This is a genomic window from Arthrobacter sp. StoSoilB22, from assembly GCF_019977315.1.
Lineage (GTDB): Bacteria > Actinomycetota > Actinomycetes > Actinomycetales > Micrococcaceae > Arthrobacter.
The window spans coordinates 1,907,800-1,923,308 of record NZ_AP024652.1 but is presented as its reverse complement, the minus strand read 5'-3'; the positions used below and the strand labels follow the sequence as shown (position 1 = coordinate 1,923,308).

Below are 15,509 nucleotides of genomic sequence, written 5' to 3'. Positions count from 1 at the left end.
GCTCCGTGGCCCGAGACTTACCGGATCAGCGGCGACCATGTCCTGGCGTGGGCACCTGTCCGAGGACACCGGCCGCACTGAGGTACCACAACTGCTATCTACCTCATACTCAAATGTTCTTTCGCCTCTAGTGAACGAACACTTGCACAGGAAAGACAGCGGCATTACCGACCTTACGCTTGTGCGATGACGACTTCGACCCAAAGCACGCGTCCCTCATCGGCGGCCGAGCTAGCAACCAATGCTGAGAACTACAAAACGTCCTTTGTTGGTGTTCAGCTCGCAATGGTCGCCCTAATGCACCCAGCAGGCTTCATGGAGCGGGTCATGGATGAGATCACGCCTGAACTATCAACGAGTCCACTCACGGTCGTGAGGGCTGACGGTTCAACGGCCAGTTCCGAGAACATCAATTACTGGCTGAAGCGGGCACGTAACGACAATGGAAGAGGCTTGGGGCTGGGAGGAGACGTACTACCCTTCACCGCAATGTTTATCGTCACCAGGCTGGCAGACGACCTCGATCAGCTCGGGCTGAGGGACAGTTCGTCACCCATACTTGAGTTCCTCAGGCACCTTCGAAATGCAGCGGCCCATGGCAACAGATGGCACTTCGTAGGTCACGAGCCGAAGTTCCCGGCAAATCTCCGAAGCATCGAGCTGGACAGTTCCATGCATGGTACAACCGCGCTCTATAGCGGCACAGTGGGGCCCGGCGATTTCTTTGACCTTTTGGATGACGTGCGAGACGAGCTGCGTAAGCGACCCTAAGGGCGGCTTTATCAGTTTCTCGCCCCACGGACATGGTTTTCGATTACTGCTTTAGGGTCCAGGATCTATCGAAAGCGGTCATCATCGCAAAGCCGGCGCCTGCACCCATCCATGGTGGCGATTGAGCAGCATCGACAGCAGTCGCCACGAGCCTGGGCTAGGCGCGCAAACACTTCTAGCCTTTGCGTCTTCGGTGTCGAGGGTCGTTTGAGGGCATTCCCGATTCGGCATCACCCTACAGCGGCCGCCCCCGCCAGGACTCCTGGTCCACCCGCTTGACCTGTCCAGCCGGGAACCACTCCACGTGATAAACGCGTCCGTCATCCACCCACTCAACCAGCCCAAACGTCCGCGTGTATTTGATCGCTCGACCATAGATCTCCCCCACGCGAACCAGAGGCTGACCACCGGGCTCAAGCTCGATGATCTTGCCGTCGTCAGGCTTGGGGTGCCTATTGTCGGCGTCTATCTGGGCCACCATGCGGGCGAAAGCTATGGAGTCTTGCTTTGGTCTCATTCAAACAAGATTAGAACATATGTTCGAATGCGGATCCCGCACACAAAGAAGAACCCACGCCTCCCAAGAGAGACGTGGGTCTGAAACTGCGAAGACACGTCATACCGTCATGTCATTCACCTGAGCTCCGCCTAAAGGGGACGCCACCACTGGACCCTTCGTGGTGACGTTGTAGGCGGGCCAGCCAGTCGCCGTCGTGGCTTGTGGCCCGGTCGCCTCGACAGTCGCCTCGGGCTCGACCACCGAGCGGGCAGAGCGCTGGTACGTCGCCGTGCCAACGCGAAGGTCGGGACCGATCGTGTCAGCAATAATCCGCCGAGCTTCACGGCGCTCCCCGTCCTTGTCGTAGGAACGGAACTCAAGCTCTCCCGACACAGTCACAGGGTCACCCTTCTTCAGGGAAGTAGAAGCGTTCTCCCCGAGCATCCGGAACGCTGACACGTTGTGAAAGACCGGCTCGCCATCCCGCCAAGTGCCATCCGGGTTCGGAATCCGCTGGTTCACGGCGACACGGAGTTTCGCGTGCGGAGTTCCGGATTCCCCGATGGTCAGTTCGGGATCTGCGACCAGGTTTCCCGCGATGGTGATGGGGATCTTTGTATTCATGATGGGTTACCTTCCTTAGTCGACGGGCCTCTCCCGACGGACATCTGCGGGTTCAGGGACCAGCAATTTCAGGACCGTTCAATGACGCGATCGGTCCAGGGAAGCCGGCATAGGTTGGACTGGCCACAACTGACGGGTCAGCACTGGCGACAGCGAACTTTCCTCCGAAACCCGGAGGATCCGAGGCAGCCAGGATCCCCTTCGTTGCCGCAGTCACCCGCCCCAGCACCGACTTTGCGATATCGACTCGCGACGTCGGCACCCAGCCTTCCGAGGAGTCGTGCTTCAATTCCTTCTCCGCTGTGATCACAGCATCGGCCCAGCCAGATAGGACGCTGACTGCGGCCCACGATCGATCCCGTGGGCCCGCAGAACGGATGCGAACCACTATGAATAGCGCTTGCTGACCTCAAAGACACCCTTTTTCTCATTCTCATCGAACTTACTTACGATGTTCGCCTTTTTCAGGCGGGCGAGAACGGCTGCCATGCCAACGAAGGCGTCGATTTTGGGACGTTCCCGCCCCGGTCTGCTCAAGTGGCTGTAAGGCACACCGAGCGCATCAAGCGTGCTCTGTATCAGATCCAGTTCCATGGTGCTAGCTTGAGCACCGAGTAGTTTGATGATCGGTTGGGCACAGCTTGCATCCCCCTTCTCTGCCATCAATCGGATCGCGTCGGGAGTTGGTACGCGGCCGTTCGCTGACGCCCATACCGCAATGGCGGTCGCCCCCTTGGGGCCAAGCATTGGCGCAAAGGTTTCCAGTTCCTTTAATAGGACGTCCTTCACTTCATCGGGCACTGCACCGGAGGCCAACCGGAACAGGTCCTTCATGCTCAGCGTTAGCTGCGTCATATACTTTGGGAACTCTGTCGAGACCGAAATCAAGTCCGCCTTGGTCGACCAGTTGCCAGATCCGAGAGCCCGGTACGCCTCTGCGTCATCGAGAACCAACCCATTCTCGACCAAGATAGGCAAGATTCTGCGAGCATCCTCGTTGAGGCTAGCAACCGACACGGAGCCAGGATCGAGCCCCAGCGAGTCTACGATTTGGATTTTGACGGTGTCACGGAGCCCTTCTGCATTCAATAGATTGACTGCCAGCGCTACGAGCGGCGTTGAGTCATCCACGCCGACGTTTATGGCCCCAGCGACCCGAAGCCAACTCGCCAGGTCCGAGTCCACATCGTGTTCGTCGATGTAGGCAGCGACGTTGCGCGCAGTAAGCTGCAACCGCTGCGCTGCGGCAAGGGCAGGCCAAAGGGGAGCGTCGATCTGACTGAGATCGCCGAGCATACAACCGGCGCTAGCGCCTCGTGCCACATCTTCGAGGATGTCAACATCCGCTTTTGCAACGTCCAAGAGTATGTCCACAAAGCGATCAGGGTCCGCAATGGTGTGTAAGTCCGCGGCTTGTTCGAGGGCACTTACGTAGTCACGCAGGTGAGCCACGACGTGTTTGTATACCTCTGACTCCCGACCGTCCTTGATTCTATCTAGCGAAATTTCGGCCCGGTCTCCCATGACGGTCACAAGGTTCGTTAGTGTAATGGGATACACGCTCCGCTTCGAAAGTTCAGTGCGTAACGGTTCTGCGACCACGGTGAGATCACTAATACGGATACCCATGCGGAGAAGAGTCTCCGCAATGGACACTGCTTTTTCTGCACTCTGCGGCTTCGTAATTGAAGGCAGGCCGGGAAGTGCCTGGGCGAGCGAATTGCGTTGATCCTCGTTCACTATGTATGTCAACTTCGGGCGCACGCCACTTAGCGCGGCATCTAGCAAAACCTGAATGTCTATTTCTGCATCAAGCCCGAGAAGGAAGTCGAAAATTTCTGGCCACTCGCCACTCAAGCGCTCAATTAGTGCCCTCGGAGAGTTCCCGGATGTGATGTAAGCGTCCAGAAAGGAGCGGTCGCCCTCGGCAGTTGCAGCCAGCCGCCGGATCGGGTCATCGAGTTTATTGGCGTCCTCCGCGAGTAGGTAGTCGAACAGCTCAATGTTATAGATGGCCTGGCCTCCGAGTAGTCGATCAGCTTCCTCGTCCAGCACCGCCCTAATATCGTCAGTGTTGATTTCTTCACCAGTACCAAAATGGTATTCCATGTCCGTTGAGTCGGGCTGCACAGCCTTGATTATAAAGTTCATTGCAGACGCGCTAATCGCCTGGCCTGGGAACTGAGTGACGTACAGCGTAAAGTTCTCGTCAATAAGGCCCTCTCGCAGCAGTTCGAGTACCAATTCAGCTTGGTCGAACAGTTCTTCTGCCACATCAGCGACAGAGCGCTCCGCTCCGCCATAAGTGAAAATCCTTTGAGACTGCCCCATCGCATAAGTCATCGATGCATGCTGAGCAGAGCGGTGGTCGGCGACAGCCTGGGAGATATCCCGGTTGGCGTCTTCCTCGGCCTCGCTAGTCCATGCGTTTGGCGACAACTCCTCTCCCATCAGTGTCCGCACCTTGTCGAACGACAGCGTCTCCCCTTGATAGCCGGCTCGATAATGAACCACCAAATTCCCACGGTTTTCGAGATACGCGCCCCAAAAACCGACGGTCACTAAGTCACTCCAGCCGTACGTAACTTGCCCGACCACGACTTGAGAGCTCTTCGTGTCGACACTCTGCACAGTTCGTGCCAGCAGCACGCTCTGAAGTCTCGCCCCCAGTTGAGGGCTGCGGGGCCCGATGGGATCGATCCGACGCAAGCGAGCTCTCGCACTCCGCTCTGCGGCCCGCGCCGCGGCCGTTTGCTGCGTAACCCACTCGCGGTATGCACTGTAAAGAGTATCGAGACGACTCGTGCCATCCCGAATTTTCTCATAATCAGCGAGGTATATGTTCTTGTAAACGATAGAGGAAAATAGACGATCGGCAGTTAGCTCTTTCAGTCCACCCTCCGTCAGGATTCGACGCCGAAAAACCTCATACTCGTTACAGATGTTCTTGATTAACCGCATGTCCGTTACGTGGGCACCCACGATGTTTGTAACCGCTTTGCCCGGTCTTTGTTGCTCACCTATCGCTTCCAGTTCTTGCCGAATCAGATCGCGCGACGTTCTATGCGAGATGAAAGGGACCATTGGAACGACCAAATCAAAAAACTTGGTGCGGTTCGTAGCCATCAATCGACGCGTCTCGCCTTCGTCCGACGAGCTAGCACGGCCATCATTTCCGGGAGCTTCGTCCTCCTCAGCTTCGGCGTCGAGCTGTTCGAAGATGCTATCGCGAATCGCGTACACGAACCGGATCGGCGCCGCGCCTGTCTGTTCCGCATGGTTTAAGAGCATGTTAAGCTCACGAAGAGTCTCGAATATGTGCGGGTCTTTAAAGCGATCGAGGTCCTCGAATATCACCACCGCTGTCTTGGAGGTCTGGAAGAAATAGACGATTTCGTCGAGGTACTCATCGAAATAGGATGAGGACGAGTCGGTAAGTGTTACTTTGGTCGGACCGGCAGACAATTCCGTGACTCTGATACGTTGCTGCAGAATACGCTGAACCCATACGGCAGCCCACACAGTGAGTGCGAATACGATGAGCAAGCTCAGCCACTGCATCGTGCCTGCAAGGTGGCTCCACAATGTGTTCGTCCAGGTCCAGGCCTCAGGCGGCAACGCATCCCTGACTTTGTTCGGTACTTGCGCTAGAAGTGCGGTTCCCGTTGCGACCAAGCCAACTCCGACTGCTCCGCGCATGGCTCGGCCCACATGGAACGTGTCGAGTCGGTTATAGCGCGAGGCTGGCATATCAGACGGTTTCCGCCTGTATAGGAGCTGCTTGACGATCTCTTTCTGAATCAGATTCGTCTTCTCGCGCTCTTCGTCACCGTCCGTCGGTATGCGACCATCACCGATGCCCAGACTCGGAATCGATAGATTAATGACCGTGATATCGTCCTCGACAAGCACACGCTGCGTCTCCCCGAGCACGCTGCTTTTACCACTGCCGTAGTGACCTGTGAGAGCAAGATTTCGCGGCGCATCCAGACCAGACCTGATTAGTTCCCTCTTCAAGATTTCGACGTACTCGAAGTGCTGCTCGGGGACGTACGCGGGACTCAGAGATCGAAGCTTTGCCGGATCCCTCGTACTTACTTCTTCTAACGCGTGGTCCCGGTCTTTTTGCGAGTTTCGCGGGAACCAGCCCGCGATGAAGGCGACAATCCTGTGAAGTGTCTGTTGAATTTTAGGCACTGTCTGTTGAATTTTGGCGGTCACCATCAAGGATCCTTGTTCTCAAGCGACCGACCGAAGTGCTGCGCCATAGTATTACTTGCTGTTTCTTCCCATGATCCGGCATTCTTGCTCAACGTGGCGGCTTCGACACGACGCCTACAAGAAGCGCAAACATATCGTTCACCTGCCGGATCGTGCTAACTACCCAGCCAAAGGGCCAGCTCTGGTCCTATTCCCAGGCTTGACGCGGCGGCATAGAGTCATTCCCCCAAGAGGTCGAAATAGGCGCCACCCGGATTCCAATTAATTGGATGAAGCAAAGTGCCAGCGGACGGATTGAGCGCGCTGTACATCATTCCATTGCCTGCATAGATTCCCACATGCCCCCAGTTGTAGGGACCTTGGGGGTTCTGAACGACAAGGTCTCCGATCTGTGGGCTGTCCGTCATTCGTCCAACCCGCCACTGCTCTACACGCGGCAATTCGATCCCAACTTGGCGGTAGATCCACTGAACGAAACCGGAGCAATCCCACGCCTTAAACGCCGTCCCACCCCAGACATAGGCACCGCCCACACCGGTCTGTGTGAAGTGCAAAATGTCTTGTCGGATTTGAGACAAGCCTTCTGCTGAGACAGGATCTGAACTGCCGCTGTCCCGCGCGCTGCACGTCCGGACCGTTGTGACGCCCTGGAGCAGGTCAACGATGGCTGTCGCTTGTGGCTCCCATCGAGCATAGAGCTCTGGAAACGCTGAAACTTGGACTGCTTGGGCTGCTTGCCCTTTGCTCATGGCGGACCGGCGGGCAATTAGCCATCACACTGACCGGCGCTGTGTATGAATTGCTGCTACTGACTGTCTGGTCAACGACCTTGAGCTGAACCGTGCAGACGTGAAGCCCCGACCAGGGAGCCGGGCGTTCACGAACTTTTACGAGTTCGTTGTCGCATGCCATGGATTCGAACGTTGCCACCCTTTAGGCACCTTGGCCCGCAAGCGAAGCGAACGACCCTGCGTTTATGCCCGTCGCCTCAAACTCCTGGACCAGGACGGCCAACGGATTCGATCCGTCAGGGAGGACGGACCACCAACCCCGAATTCGAGCGTAAACATCCTGCTGGCAAGCTAAGCTAGATGTCCGTCAATAAAAGCACACCTACCCCGGTTCTATGCCCATTGGCCTACTACCGATTTCATCAGATGTCGACAATGGCAATGGTTCCGTATTCTGCGGCCGGTCCCGATCAGAGGTCGAAACCGGACGATTTACTCGATCGTCTACGTCCCAAAACGTCAAGCAAATACTCGGCAATGGTCACAGTGCTATTCAAGGCCAGGCGAGCATGCGCTTCCGTGGCGATGCTCTCCGTCGTCCGACCATGACCCGTGCCGATCTCATTTCGCAGTTCAGCGACACACTGGACCGTTGTCGACAGCGTCCGGAAGAGCTTTTGGAGCGTCTGGCTGGCTTTGCTGCTGCCCGGGACGCTATCTGCGCCGATCTTCAGGACCTCCCCGACCTTCCTGTATAGATCTGGCACCTCGTCCTTACGCGGATAATCAATGCCCTCCTGATCCAGGATTAGCTTGAAAAGGCTTTCCAAGAGCTCCTTGCATGAAGAAATGGCACTAGCAGGATCGCTACTTATGCCCTTCTTGATCCGGCCCAAATGCTCATGCAGAACACCAGCATCGGTTAACACTTCAGTCTGAGTAACAACTTGGGGAGCGTCACCATGGAAGCTACTTCGCGGTTTTATCTTGTAAACCGGCATTCCTCTCGCCTCGCCATCAACCGCAAAGCGTAGTTGGTCCTTCTGGAGGTAACCGTTGTATATGTGAACGAGCTTCGTCGCATCCTCTTCTCCCCGCACCAATGGATGAACGGTCAACTCAAGAAACTGGATGAAGAGTTCATCGCTTGCCCATCGAAGACCAAAGCGAGGATCTGTGAACAAGTAGTCGTCCCCCCAGTCATAATTGCGTTCGCGATGCTGCTGGATGTCGTGGTATGCGTTGCCAAAGCGAGAATCTGTACTCCGAATCGAGTTCAGATCAAAAATCCGACTGAGAAAGTCAGCTTCGCCTAACCATCCCGACCACGGCATCGATTCCAACACAAAGGAGTCAATAATCCTACGCCGCGTCGTGTCTGTGATTCTGTTCGTCAACCTGCATCTGCCTCTCATGTTTTCGACGGCCTTCGGAGGCCCAGGATCAAATTTAGCCAGCCATGGCAGGATGATGACGTTCTTGGCATCGACCGAGCCCAGCAGTCCGCTATATGCGTCGGGTCACGCGCCGAAGTGCCGCAAAAAGACAAACACCTGTTCCGCCGCTACAAACGTCGCAAGCACCTTGCTCCTTGAGACTTTGCGCGCCCCATTCCCTGCCATTACTTCGCCGGCCACGGCCGCTATGACCCGCTGACCAGCAAACGCGACATTGTTGCCGGATCTAGGACACAAAGGCGTGGTCATCTGCGGGACCTCGTAGCCCATTTAAGAGCAGTAATGCCGCTTTTCGTGGCCTCTTGGGTGCGAAGAGTGTCTGACGGGGCGATCAGCTGACGCCTCACGCCATGGATTGTTTCTCAATTGGACGACGGCAGAAGGGTTGAAGGCGGGATCAGCTCTGTGGCTATGGACTGAAATCCAGACTCAGATCGGTCGAAAACGACTTGCGGAAGTGGGCTTCCATTGTGCTCGTAGTCGTGCTCGGTCCCCGGCTCGGCTATCATTCTGCTGACCTGCCAAAGTGAACGGACCACGCAGATCCCGGCCTGGGCAACAGCGAGGCAAAGTGAGGGGTCAGCATTGTCAGTTCTGAGAGCCCAGCCGTGAGCCCCTCCTTGACCTTTCGTACGAATTTTGGAGAGGTAGGTGATGGATACGGCATTGATCAGATCGTATCCGCGATTGAGTTCGGCAACCGTGGGCGCAGCTGGGTCTTCTAGATCCTGGACCAACGTCCACTTGACATCGTTTCGGGCGATCGCGGCCATCCCGTGTTTCGTCTGGTTATGGCTTTGAGCGGCGTTGTAACCGTCTTGGTCGAAAAGTTCGGCAAAGAACATAAGCCACTGTGCGACGAAGCGAGCATGCGCAAGAGCCTGCTCCTTCCCAACGGCCTTTGCCAGCTGGTCATAGTGCGGTATTGCTACCCTCACAGCCGTCTGGGCTGCTTCGGAACCGCTAAGCAGCGATTTGACCTTCCTTCTGAAAACAACATTTGCCGGGAGCTCCGCCAACGGGATCCACGGCGACTGGCCCATCTGCAACTCGCTGAGCATGACGAAGAGACGCAGTGCAGTCTCCATCACGTGATGCATCAGTGAATGGGCCTCAAGCGCCACCAGCGCCTCACTAGAAACACCGTCATCAGGGTTGTCGTCCTGCGAAAAGGGCATCTCAGCCAGCAATGATCGGAAGCGGCTGAAAAGTGACCCGGGATCATCATTCGCAACCGGGTCATCGCTTCCTTGATTGTCAGCCAATCTGATGATGCTCCACAGCCGGCTTTCAAAATGACGGGCTGGGTTTATATGAAAGAAGTGCAAGTTCAAGTCCGATTGAACGGACTGTATTCTGCTCTCAATCGTCTCGCCGTCCGCAAGGGGATGCCCGACTTGCATAAGACCGTATCGTTGCATAGTTATCCCCGACCCCATCCTTGTAAGATTCCATCCATAGCGTATCCATAACGTTTAGAAGTAGCGGACGCAGCGCCGCAGCCCGCACAGTCCACGTCGCCCTGATTGATGGACGGACCTGGGTTATGTTATGCCGTCAGGGGAAAATAGAGCAATCTAGAGCTTGTAGCAATCTTCATGCTCAAGCTCACTCTGCTTATCAATAAGCGCATTCTGGTGTCGCAGATTCGTCGGCTGTTGACAGCGAATTCAGCGGCATCCTGGATGTTGGGCGAACTTTGCGGTCGTTGCCGATTAGCAATGATCTTCCCGCGGCGCTGGTGCTAAGCATTTTGTGAACGATCTCCACGCACTTCTCACTGACCGCCGAATGTAGTCGAAGAGTGCGTGGCCCCAACCCTCGCCAGTTGTGGTAGTCGATGACGGCCCGTCGTTATAGAGCTGAAGAGGCTGACCCCACTGCCTCGGACTTGATCAGAAGTGCCCATTCATTCGACGAACCGGATGGTTGAAGCTCCATTGCCCAACAAGGCTTTGGCTCTCGCTGTCATACGAATCCCGATCGTCCTCAGCTCGGTTGAGGGTCACATCCACCCGTAAAGGCCTCACGCTGTGGAGAACCTCAAGCTCGATCTCGAACCGCACATTATCTGCTCTTTCAAACGGCGTGGCTCCAGCAGGGTGGATGTCAGCAACCTCTACGTCGACGGAGACAGCACCGGGGCCATTGACTGTAACCCCGTCATACTGAACGGTCACAGGCGTGAGGTTTCTCGACGGCTCGGCCGAAGTGCCCTCCCGACTCTGTCGAACTCTTAGGGCGAACGAATTGTCGCCCACGACAATGCGTCCACGCATGCCGTGCGCCGGAAAGCTCACCAGGTCCTTTCCGTTGTGTTCGACGTAAATCCTCACTGAGCCAAATGTGTAAATCTCTTGCTGGTGACCAGTGCCGTCGTTGTGAGGGAGCGGAATCGACCTGTCGGTGGCGGGTAGATACTTTTCCATTGTGAGGACAGCTTCTAAGACCACAGCCCGCGGAACAGTGATCGACGGAATCAAGAGACGAAGAAGCTCATCGCGTCGTGCAGTCCTTGTGCCTGTGCCTTCCCGCATAGGAACCTCGAGACTGGGCTTCGCGCTGCCCGTCTTTACTACGTAAGGGGCACGGTCTGACGCGAAGGCAACTGCAATGACATGCTCAGCCCCCTCGCCGACTGCTACCGATAGGTGCCGAATCATTTCTGGAGGTAGTTGATCAAACTTGGGCGTCATCTGCCCCCACCAGTCGAGAATGTCCGTCCCCGAAACGTCGTGCAGAAGGCCCGTCTTCTCATCGATTCCGATGATGTAGATGACGGGGTCGCCACCGGCACGATTTAGACTTCCGGCCAACTGACGGGCTTTGTTGTCTTCGGGCCACTCTCTCTTGCATTCGACTAGGTCATGTTCTACGAGCTGACCCGCTCGTATGCGGTCGACAGCGGAAATTACCCTTGCTTCGAGGTCTATAGAGCGCATGGACTAACGCTATCCGACGACCGAGAATGATCGAATTGGACATCCACGCATGGTCAAAATCGTGCCGTAATCTTTAGTCGTTAGCGCGGAGCTAGGGCCTCTCCGCCAGGTGACTAAAATTCCAACCAGTCTGCAACTTCAGCTCCAAAGGATTCAAACCTGCCCACCGAGAAAGCCCACGCGTCTGCACACAATCAATCAAAGTCAATTGGCCCCACATCGTTGGCGTTCAGTGCGGAATTGACCATCCGCATGAGGTCGACTCGTGCCGCCTCGATACTTGACCGCAGGCGCACAACCTCAATGTAGTCTCCCTCTTGCTCTGCCTTGACTGCAGGAGTGACCGCTCGCCTTAAGGCACGCAATGTCCTGCGGACGTGGCTCATGTGAGATCGCACGCCGGGCACTGACGAAGCGGGCAGGCTGCGAAGTACGAATCGTACGTCTCGGGTACTGAGTTGTCCGGTGGAAAGGAATTCCTCAACATCCTTTATCGCTTGGAGCTGCTCTCCGTGCGACCATTCAGAGTCTGACGAATGTATGAAGGCCGGCCGGTCGAAAACAACCCGAAGCTGACGCATATACTCGTCACTCAGGCTCGGGACTGCCCCCGGTTTTGTTGACTCCTTGATCTAGCGAGCTTGTGCTCGTGGAAGGATGTTGACCATGCCCACGGCTTATGGGGCGGAGTTCCGCCAGGGTGTTATTGATGTGGCCCGCAAGGGCGAAGCGCCGCTGGCGCAGATTGCGAAGGATTTCGGGCTGTCGGTCACGACATTGAAGCGTTGGATTGCCATTGCCGAACGTAAAGAATCCGGAGCCGGACCGGCAGTGAGTGAGTCGGCCGAGGTGCGGGAGTTGAAGAAGCGTAACCGCTTGTTGGAGCAGGAGAACGAGATTCTGCGCCGGGCGGCTGCCTATCTGGCCAGGGACATCAACCCAAAATGACTCTTCTATGGGTTCTGTCAAGCCATGGTGGTTTGGAGTTGGCGGAAGATGGAGCGGCAGACGTAGCGTTTGAGGTTCCGGCGGATCTCGCGGTTTGATTTCCCTGTTGCCCGGCTGCGGGTCACGTAGTTCTTGGTTTCGGTGTCGAAGCTCATGCGGGTGCGGACGATGACGTCGAAGGCGCGGTTGAGTTGGCGGTCTCCGGAGCGGTTGAGCCGATGTCTGGTGGTGTTGCCGGAGGATGCAGGGCGTGGGGCGACACCTCCGAGGGCGGCGAAGGCTGCTTCTGAACGGATCCGGCCGTGATGGGAGCAGGCGCAAATGATGATCGCTCCTGTTACAGGACCGACTCCGGGTGTGGTTTGGAGTCCTGGAGCCAGTTCTTCGGTGAGCTGGGCCAGAGCCTTGTGATTTTCGGCGAGCTGGATGGTGAGGTCTTTGACGGCTAGGGCCAGGCGTTTGGCTTCGGCGCGGGCGATTCGGATCACGGGTTCGGTGCTGTTTGAGGTCCGCCAGGCTGCGATGGCGGTGATCTGGGTGTCCCGCAGGGATGACCGGGCGTCGATTCCGAGGTCGGTGCCGCGGAGCAGGGCGGTGAGGGCGTTGCGGTTGGCGGTGCGTTGGTGATCGAGCAGGGACCGGGAGGCAAGCAGAATCCTGATTGCGGTGCGGGTTCCTGCAGCGCGCGGCTCCATCACCTGACCCCGGGGTCGCCCCAAGACTGAACGTGCGGCGGCTTCGGCGTCGATGGGATCCGATTTGCCGGTGAGGGCCCGTGAGGAGCGGGTGGGTGGCCTGACTTCGCCAACCTCGATGCCGACCGCCAGCAGTGCTTGTGTGAGCCGGGCACCGTAGGAGGACGTACCCTCGACCGCTGCGAAGACCCTCTCCCCGCCTGTGCGCCGCCGGATCCAGTTGATCGCACGGTCCATTCCCGCGGAGGTAGCCGGGAAGACCGCAGTGTCGACCACTGCGCCTGTGGGGGCATGAACCACGGTGAAAGTGTGGGTGCGGGCGTGGGTGTCGACTCCGACGACGAAATCGAATTCTTCGGCGATGATCGCCATTGTGCGTTCTCCTTACATGTGAACCGGACAGGTGGCAGGGGCCTGCAGGGTTGCTTCGGAGACGCATCTGTAACGGGTCACACCCAAGGGTGGACAGTCTTCTGATCAGGTCATCCGTGGCGGGGCAGACCGGTGCCCGGAGAATAGCGCGGACGCGTCATTTTCAAGACACCGCATACGCGGGTCGGATATACCCTGAGTCACACGCCGTCCTCCGGAACCAGCCTGCCAGCCAGCCTCCGGCCGGCACAGGACCATTACAGATCTACCCGCTGGTCACGGACCTTGCCGCCCACGGTGTTCCAGTGGCGGTGACCTGCAGGGTGTTGAAAAACAGCCAAGCAAGGCTACTACCGCTGGAGAACCAACCCGGTGACAGAACGGGACTGGATCGATGCGCACCTGGTCAACGCCGCCTTGGACATCCACGCCGACGACCCGGCCTTCGGGTACCGGTTCATCGCCGACGAACTTTCCGAGAAGGGCATCGCGGCGGGCGAGAACAGGGTCCAGCGCCTGTGCAGTGACCACGGTATCTGGTCGGTGGTCTCGAAGAAGCGTGGCCTGAACCGCAGACCCGGGCCACCGGTTCATGACGACCTGGTCGAGCGGAACTTCACCGCTGCGGCACCGAACGAGCTATGGCTGACGGACATCACCGAACATCCCACCGCCGAGGGCAAGCTCTACCTCTGCGCCGTGAAGGACGTCTATTCCGGCAGGATCGTCGGCTACTCGATGGACTCGCGGATGAAGTCCTCGCTTGCCGTGGCCGCACTGGAGAACGCGGTGCGGGCACGCAAACCTGCAGGGACAGTGGTGCATTCGGATCGCGGGTCCCAGTTCCGGTCGCGCCGGTTCGTCGAATCACTCCGGCGCCACGGGCTCACCGGATCGATGGGCAGGGTCGGTGCGTGCGCGGATAATGCCGCGATGGAATCGTTCTTCTCGCTGCTGCAAAAGAACATCCTGGACCGGCAGCGGTGGCTCACCCGGCAAGACCTCCGACTGGCCATTACGACTTGGATCGAGAGAACCTACCACCGCCGGCGTCGGCAAAGACGGCTGGGAAAACTCACGCCCATCGAATATGAAACAATCAACCGGACCGCGCTCACAGCGGCCTAAGACCCCGAGTCAACAAAAGCCGGGGCAGTCCCACACCCTCTGTAGTCCTGGTCGACGCATGCCCCAACCGACGCGAAATCGAGAAGATTGGCACACCGTCGTGAATCAACCACGAGGCATGGGTGTGCCGTAGGTCGTGAATGCGCGGATTCTTACGCAGGCCGCGATCCTGGGCTGCTTTCACCGCTGGCATCCAATAGTGATGCCAGAATAGCTTGTGCACGATCCGCTCCCCTTTGGGCGTCGTGAACAGCAGGTCGCTACTCGGCCGACCAGCCACCAAAGGAATCAAGAGGTCCACAAGAGCAGGGTTCAGCCCGATAGTCCGCTTGCCGGCGCCGGTCTTCGTCGGACCAATGTAGAACTGGTTCTTCCCGTCCCGCTTCCACGCCTTATTGATCCGAGCTGTCGCTGGCTTCCCCAACAAGTCAATGTCAGCCACCGTTAGGGCTGTAGCTTCACCAAAGCGCGTCCCTGTCATCACCAGGAAATTGGTGAAGTCCCGGTACCGCTCCCCCATGCCGTCCATGATCAGGCCGAACTCCGCATGGGTGAGGAACATCATCTCGTCCTCGGCCTTTTCTACGCTCGGCAACTGCACCCCGCGGCAAGGATTCCGCGTGATGTATCCCAGCATCTCCGCTGTGTTCATCGACGCAGAGATCAGACCGTGCACATTCTTGATCGTTTTCGGAGAGCGGCCCTTGGCCACCATCGACTTCACCCAGTAGGCAATCAGCCGATAGTCGAGCTTGTCCACCGGAACGTGGCCGATGACCTTCTTCACATGCAGATCGAGCATGGTCTGATACGTCTTCACCGTGCCACTCGACGGCCGGATCAGCAGGTCGATATGTTCCTGGATAACCTCAGCGACGGTGGGTACACGCTTCGCGTTGGTAAGGATTGCATGCTGGGCTATTTCGAAGTTTTGCCCATTGGCGTCGAGCAGTCGTTTGACCGTTTCTGCTTCGGATTCAGTGCCGACTGTAAGGCCCTGGGCCTTGCCCGTCTTGGGTTCCCGCCAGCGAACCATGAAGGACTTGGAACCGTCCTTTTTACTGCGTGTGGAGATGCTAGCCATGCATAAAACGCTACGCCGCTGTACACACTTTTAGGGG

Annotated in this window: 11 protein-coding genes and 2 pseudogenes; 3 read left to right on the top strand and 10 right to left on the bottom strand. The window is 57.3% G+C overall.

Features of this window, described 5'->3' with window-relative positions:
- Positions 1-186: 186 nt before the first annotated feature.
- Positions 187-771 (top strand): hypothetical protein, encoded by a 585-nt coding sequence (locus LDN70_RS09065; RefSeq protein ID WP_223942346.1) that lies wholly within the window; start codon positions 187-189, stop codon positions 769-771.
- A 235-nt stretch (positions 772-1,006) separates the two neighbouring features.
- Here LDN70_RS09065 and LDN70_RS09060 read toward each other — a convergent pair whose 3' ends face one another.
- The 8 genes from LDN70_RS09060 to LDN70_RS09025 form a co-directional block, all read right to left on the bottom strand.
- Positions 1,007-1,288: a hypothetical protein gene (locus LDN70_RS09060; protein WP_223942345.1), complete on the bottom strand. Its 282-nt coding sequence runs from the start codon at positions 1,286-1,288 to the stop codon at positions 1,007-1,009.
- Between the two features lie 99 nt (positions 1,289-1,387).
- Positions 1,388-1,894, bottom strand: coding sequence for a single-stranded DNA-binding protein (locus LDN70_RS09055; protein ID WP_223942344.1), 507 nt, complete (start codon positions 1,892-1,894; stop codon positions 1,388-1,390).
- 52 nt (positions 1,895-1,946) lie between these two features.
- On the bottom strand, positions 1,947-2,204 hold the full coding sequence (locus LDN70_RS09050) for a hypothetical protein (protein ID WP_223942343.1): 258 nt from the start codon (positions 2,202-2,204) through the stop codon (positions 1,947-1,949).
- A 77-nt stretch (positions 2,205-2,281) separates the two neighbouring features.
- The gene (locus LDN70_RS09045) at positions 2,282-6,118 is read right to left on the bottom strand and encodes a YobI family P-loop NTPase (protein ID WP_223942342.1); all 3,837 of its coding nucleotides are present in this window, start codon (positions 6,116-6,118) and stop codon (positions 2,282-2,284) included.
- Positions 6,119-6,333: 215 nt separating this feature from the next.
- Positions 6,334-6,864 carry a C40 family peptidase gene (locus tag LDN70_RS09040; RefSeq protein WP_223942341.1) on the bottom strand — a complete coding sequence of 177 codons (531 nt, stop codon included), beginning with the start codon at positions 6,862-6,864 and terminating at the stop codon, positions 6,334-6,336.
- A 452-nt stretch (positions 6,865-7,316) separates the two neighbouring features.
- Entirely contained in the window at positions 7,317-8,261 is a 945-nt protein-coding gene (locus LDN70_RS09035; RefSeq protein WP_223942340.1) for an abortive infection family protein, read from the bottom strand.
- Positions 8,262-8,665: 404 nt separating this feature from the next.
- Positions 8,666-9,724, bottom strand: coding sequence for a hypothetical protein (locus LDN70_RS09030; protein WP_223942339.1), 1,059 nt, complete (start codon positions 9,722-9,724; stop codon positions 8,666-8,668).
- A gap of 474 nt (positions 9,725-10,198) precedes the next feature.
- Positions 10,199-11,245 carry a hypothetical protein gene (locus LDN70_RS09025; protein ID WP_223942338.1) on the bottom strand — a complete coding sequence of 349 codons (1,047 nt, stop codon included), beginning with the start codon at positions 11,243-11,245 and terminating at the stop codon, positions 10,199-10,201.
- A 666-nt stretch (positions 11,246-11,911) separates the two neighbouring features.
- Here LDN70_RS09025 and LDN70_RS09020 point away from each other — a divergent pair.
- A pseudogene (locus tag LDN70_RS09020) lies at positions 11,912-12,190 on the top strand (transposase); the annotation flags it as partial.
- A 20-nt stretch (positions 12,191-12,210) separates the two neighbouring features.
- Here the strand turns inward: LDN70_RS09020 and LDN70_RS09015 are convergent.
- Complete coding sequence (locus LDN70_RS09015; protein ID WP_223942337.1) at positions 12,211-13,260, bottom strand: IS110 family RNA-guided transposase; 1,050 nt, start codon at positions 13,258-13,260, stop codon at positions 12,211-12,213.
- 254 nt (positions 13,261-13,514) lie between these two features.
- On the opposite strand from LDN70_RS09015, the pseudogene LDN70_RS09010 reads away from it, so the two are divergent.
- Positions 13,515-14,388 (top strand): annotated as a pseudogene (locus tag LDN70_RS09010) (IS3 family transposase); the annotation flags it as partial.
- On the opposite strand, the gene LDN70_RS09005 reads toward LDN70_RS09010, so the two are convergent.
- On the bottom strand, positions 14,375-15,472 hold the full coding sequence (locus LDN70_RS09005; protein ID WP_223942336.1) for a tyrosine-type recombinase/integrase: 1,098 nt from the start codon (positions 15,470-15,472) through the stop codon (positions 14,375-14,377). The pseudogene LDN70_RS09010 and the gene LDN70_RS09005 sit on opposite strands and share 14 nt — an antisense overlap.
- Positions 15,473-15,509 lie beyond the last annotated feature (37 nt).

Coding starts and splice junctions, on each gene's coding strand:
- LDN70_RS09015 (WP_223942337.1), bottom strand. CDS start 13,260: ATGGCGATCATCGCCGAAGAATTCGATTTCGTCGTCGGAGTCGACACC.
- LDN70_RS09025 (WP_223942338.1), bottom strand. CDS start 11,245: ATGCGCTCTATAGACCTCGAAGCAAGGGTAATTTCCGCTGTCGACCGC.
- LDN70_RS09055 (WP_223942344.1), bottom strand. CDS start 1,894: ATGAATACAAAGATCCCCATCACCATCGCGGGAAACCTGGTCGCAGAT.
- LDN70_RS09045 (WP_223942342.1), bottom strand. CDS start 6,118: ATGGTGACCGCCAAAATTCAACAGACAGTGCCTAAAATTCAACAGACA.
- LDN70_RS09040 (WP_223942341.1), bottom strand. CDS start 6,864: ATGAGCAAAGGGCAAGCAGCCCAAGCAGTCCAAGTTTCAGCGTTTCCA.
- LDN70_RS09060 (WP_223942345.1), bottom strand. CDS start 1,288: ATGAGACCAAAGCAAGACTCCATAGCTTTCGCCCGCATGGTGGCCCAG.
- LDN70_RS09035 (WP_223942340.1), bottom strand. CDS start 8,261: ATGAGAGGCAGATGCAGGTTGACGAACAGAATCACAGACACGACGCGG.
- LDN70_RS09005 (WP_223942336.1), bottom strand. CDS start 15,472: ATGGCTAGCATCTCCACACGCAGTAAAAAGGACGGTTCCAAGTCCTTC.
- LDN70_RS09065 (WP_223942346.1), top strand. CDS start 187: ATGACGACTTCGACCCAAAGCACGCGTCCCTCATCGGCGGCCGAGCTA.
- LDN70_RS09030 (WP_223942339.1), bottom strand. CDS start 9,724: ATGCAACGATACGGTCTTATGCAAGTCGGGCATCCCCTTGCGGACGGC.